The 3,851-nt window shown below is 47.4% G+C and carries 4 protein-coding genes; 3 read left to right on the top strand and 1 reads right to left on the bottom strand.

The features are described 5' to 3' along the window. Positions 1-176 precede the first annotated feature (176 nt). The 3 genes from J4G07_05170 (at position 177) to J4G07_05160 (ending at position 3,194) form a co-directional block, all read left to right on the top strand. Positions 177-845 (top strand): hypothetical protein, encoded by a 669-nt coding sequence (locus tag J4G07_05170; protein ID MCE2413373.1) that lies wholly within the window; start codon positions 177-179, stop codon positions 843-845. Continuing rightward, positions 842-1,987 carry a hypothetical protein gene (locus J4G07_05165; protein MCE2413372.1) on the top strand — a complete coding sequence of 382 codons (1,146 nt, stop codon included), beginning with the start codon at positions 842-844 and terminating at the stop codon, positions 1,985-1,987. The genes J4G07_05170 and J4G07_05165 overlap by 4 nt, the downstream gene beginning before the upstream one ends. A gap of 88 nt (positions 1,988-2,075) precedes the next feature. Next, positions 2,076-3,194 (top strand): sigma 54-interacting transcriptional regulator, encoded by a 1,119-nt coding sequence (locus J4G07_05160; GenBank protein MCE2413371.1) that lies wholly within the window; start codon positions 2,076-2,078, stop codon positions 3,192-3,194. 419 nt (positions 3,195-3,613) lie between these two features. Here J4G07_05160 and J4G07_05155 read toward each other — a convergent pair. Then, positions 3,614-3,851: hypothetical protein (locus tag J4G07_05155; GenBank protein ID MCE2413370.1), on the bottom strand; the 238-nt coding region annotated here is incomplete at its 5' end.

The raw sequence follows: 3,851 nt of genomic DNA, 5'->3' as shown, positions 1-3,851 counted from the left end.
GAATATTTTGTTGATGCCCCTTACGACCGTCCGAGATCAAATCCGCTCTGTATGGCAGTAAGTCTCATAGCACCACATTTTGTTGCTCCGCGTTAAAAAAAAAAAAGATTTCCCAGTTTTTTGTTGACGAGAACTTGACAAATTTGGTAGGATTTTGATAACGTTGAAAGGATGTGGTGAAGATCACAAGAGAAGAGTTCCGAAAGTACTACGATTCAGCGGTTTATTCGGCGAAGTTACGGGTCCCTCGGTCGGGTCCAAACTTAGCTGTGATGAATACCGCCCGCATTAACGACGCTGTCCCCTACGGACAGAATGTTCGTGCCATTGCCTTGGATCTCTTGGTTGACAGAAAAGCTGCGAATCTGGTACGGCATGAGGTGTTCTGTCGTGCTATCGGACAGACGCATCATTTTTCTGTCGCGAATGTCTGGAGTGGAAATTCACAGTGGGTAGGGCTCCAAGAGCTGACAATGGCTGTCACACTTGATATTTTGCGGCTGCCTGCGGCAGATAATCCGTTATCGAAGCCTTTAATTGGGGGTGTTCAGCTGATTAACGAAGTGAACAGCAGATGGTGGGGGATGCTCGCGTTGACGTTCCGCCTCAGAGGCTTGCTTGAATTTCAGGTAGGATGTCTCGCGGTTTTAAAAAAGTCTATCCAAGAGATACCGGAATTCCTGTCTAAGACGGAAGTTGAAATTGAATCCTTGTACGAGACAGCTATCACAGAGATAAACGCATCCGTTAACCAATGGGCACAAACTGAGATTGCGGCGGCAAACGCCCGTATCGCTGAAATAGAGGACTTACGGAAATACCACAATCACGGGAGGGATGTATGAGGATCGGCGTGGTTTATTCCGGAGAACAGATACAACCGTGGCTTTTTCGAGCCTTCTACCCCATTCAACTGCCCGTAAACTGCGTTGCCGATTCCAGCGTTGCCCCTGAAAACCGAGCCCGTGTTGAAGCGTTAGCCTCCTTTTTTAACTGTGATTTCTTCGCATCCCCTGAAGAAATGTTTAACACAGCGGTGCCGAAATTACAAGGGGTCGTCATTCTCTCAGAGGAGCCAGCACGCGTGCCGTGTGTCCAACTCATTGAAGCCGCGCTTGCGGCTGGCATCCATGTTTTATCGCCAGTCCATCCCGACTCTTTGGAAGATGGCCTCCGTCTCGCCGCAGCATCTGAAAAATATGAACGACTCGTTATGGCAGGCACCCGGCTTATATTTGGGAGATGCGTTCAGGACATCTTACGTATCGCCAGTGAGTCAACGTTCGGAACCATTCAGGATATGCGATTTTTACTCGGAATTGGGCGGGTGGCACATTTAAAGGACCTCCTGAAATTCGGGGAGGTCCATTTCCAGATCGTTTTTGAGATCGTTCGACGGCTCTTTGCGGAATATACCGTCCTGCCTGAAGAAGTAACAGTCATGGCTTCCGAAATCGGAGCCCCGAACATGTCGTGTATCCTCAGATTTCCGCAGGGGGCACTTTGTACCTTCTGCCAGACATCCAATCGACAGTGGGGAAACGACGCATACCACAAAATCGAAATTACAGGCAGTGCTTCTCACATCTGGAGCGATCTCCATACGTGGCAGCGTTTCTCCAGTGAGAACACTTTCAGAATGGGCAGCGAGGATGAGGAGGTCTCGGCGAATATACAAGGTGCTTCGGGGCAACTGCGCGAATTCTGTTTAGCGATTGAAGAGAAGCGCGCGCCTTATGCAGGCAGGCTCAGAAATATTTTGCCTGCACTGTGGCTACGGGAAAGATTACAAGACTGTATCGAACAAGAACAAACGAGTCTAACACTACGTGAACTTCGCGCCGCGTCAGAGGCGGAACTTCAACGACTGGAATCCAAACGCAATACCCATCTACAGGATGGAAAATATCACCGCGAGAAGGCACTGCTTTTAGCGAAACGCGGCGATTTCTACGAGGCACTTTCGACATACCGCGAACTCTTGTAAATGTCCCCAAGGGCTTACCAAACGAGAACTTTCTGTAACGTGTAATGCTTGCAGAGGTGATCTCGCATCAATAAGGGAAAAAAAGGCAATGAGCGAGAAAACGACAGTTCCAAAATACGGTGTTACGCGACATGTCATCAGCGAATCTGCACAGATGCAAGCGGTCTTTCAATACGCGCAGCAGGTCGCCCCTACAAAAGCAACCGTCCTTATTACAGGTGAAACAGGCGTTGGGAAAGAAATCATTGCCCAAACTATTCATGACAATAGTCCACGTAAAGCGGGACCTTACAAAATCGTCAACTGCGGGGGGGTCCCTTCAGATCTCATTCAAAGCGAACTCTTCGGGCATGAAAAAGGGGCTTTTACCAATGCGATCCGGGAGCGTCCCGGTATCTTTAAACAGGCACACGGAGGCACATTGTTCCTCGATGAAGTCGGCGACCTACCGCTTGAAGTCCAAGCGAACTTTCTCCGCGTGCTGGAGCAGCAAGAATTCTCACCCGTCGGGGGCGAAAAAACCGTCAAAGTGGATGTCCGGGTCATCTCGGCGACAAATGTCAACCTTAAAACCGCAGTCAATGAGAAAAAGTTTAGAGAGGACCTCTATTACCGGCTGAATCTCTTTCGCATTCAGGTGCCACCGCTCCGCAATCGACGCTCGGACATCCCACCCTTGGCGTGTGATTTTGTCTCCCAATTAAGCAAAGCACACAACAAAGTAATTACCGATGTAACCCCGGAGGCACTCAATTATCTCCAAAACGCCGATTGGCACGGGAATATTCGTGAACTGAGAAATACCATAGAAACCGCCATTATCTTGGCTGAAAGCGAAGAACTCGGAGAACAGGATATCAGAATAGCAGTCGAAAATTTAAAGGATCCCGATGCTCCCTCACAGGAGCAAACAGATTTATCGAATTCCGCCGCAGTCGAAGCAGAAATCTTAAAAGCACCTGACCTAACGCCTCCCACACGCCTCGAAAACGCGAAAGATCGACTCTGGGAATTAGCGCGACTCGGAACCCTCCCCGATATAACCGCCTATATCAGCCTGCTGAGATATGAGGCGGAAAACCTCTACCGTTCTAAGAAGGAGATAGCACAGCAACTCAAAATATCTATACCGACCTTAAATAAGTATTGTGCGTATGCAAAAACGGTACTCCAAAAAAGGTGGAACAAACAATCAGATGGAAATTAGGTATGTTCAGAAAAATTCTTTACGAAAACCGAAAAAAATTGGGAGTCGGACAAAAATTTTTGCGGTCTCACACCCATTAACAAAAGAGAATCCTGTTAAATTTGGAATTCAGCAACGGAGGAGAAACCCTGACTTTACAAGCCTACACCCTATGTGGGACACCAGAACACCGCAGGAGCGGTGAAAAAATTTAGAGCGTTGGCACAGTTTTTGCTACATCCTTAATGTAATAGGACTTGCGCAATTTTTCCATGAAACGCTACGTATTACGCCATTGGCGAGGTTTCCTAACCTCGTCAATTCCTGAGTGTCCATTTAAACGTATCGCTCGGCAGAATAAGAATTTTAAGGTGAGGATATGAAGGCGAGGTTTTGGTTTCATTCCCCGAAACTAAAGTGATTTCAAAAATCCTCATGTTTTAGAGTGGAGAAAAGTTAATGACATATTTTTTGGAGGAAAACATGGAAGCAATAAAGAAAGTGATAAACAGTATTTGGTTTTGCTCACTCATGATAGTGCTAATTATTATCGGTTGTGTAGACAGTGGTGGCAGTAGTGGTGGCGATTGCTCATCGGGTTCTAGTGCTGTGTCAAGTTGAGTTTGATAGTATTGTAAGTTGGGTTGAAGGGATTTTCCCTGTAGGGGCAGTCCCTTG

This window comes from Candidatus Poribacteria bacterium (assembly GCA_021295715.1).
Lineage (GTDB): Bacteria > Poribacteria > WGA-4E > WGA-4E > WGA-3G > WGA-3G.
Note: the sequence above shows the minus strand (reverse complement) of the source record. Positions and strands in the feature narration are given on the sequence as shown.

Excerpts from the sequence above, each read along its gene's own strand:
- J4G07_05160 (MCE2413371.1), top strand. The coding sequence starts at position 2,076 with ATGAGCGAGAAAACGACAGTTCCAAAATACGGTGTTACGCGACATGTC.
- J4G07_05165 (MCE2413372.1), top strand. The coding sequence starts at position 842 with ATGAGGATCGGCGTGGTTTATTCCGGAGAACAGATACAACCGTGGCTT.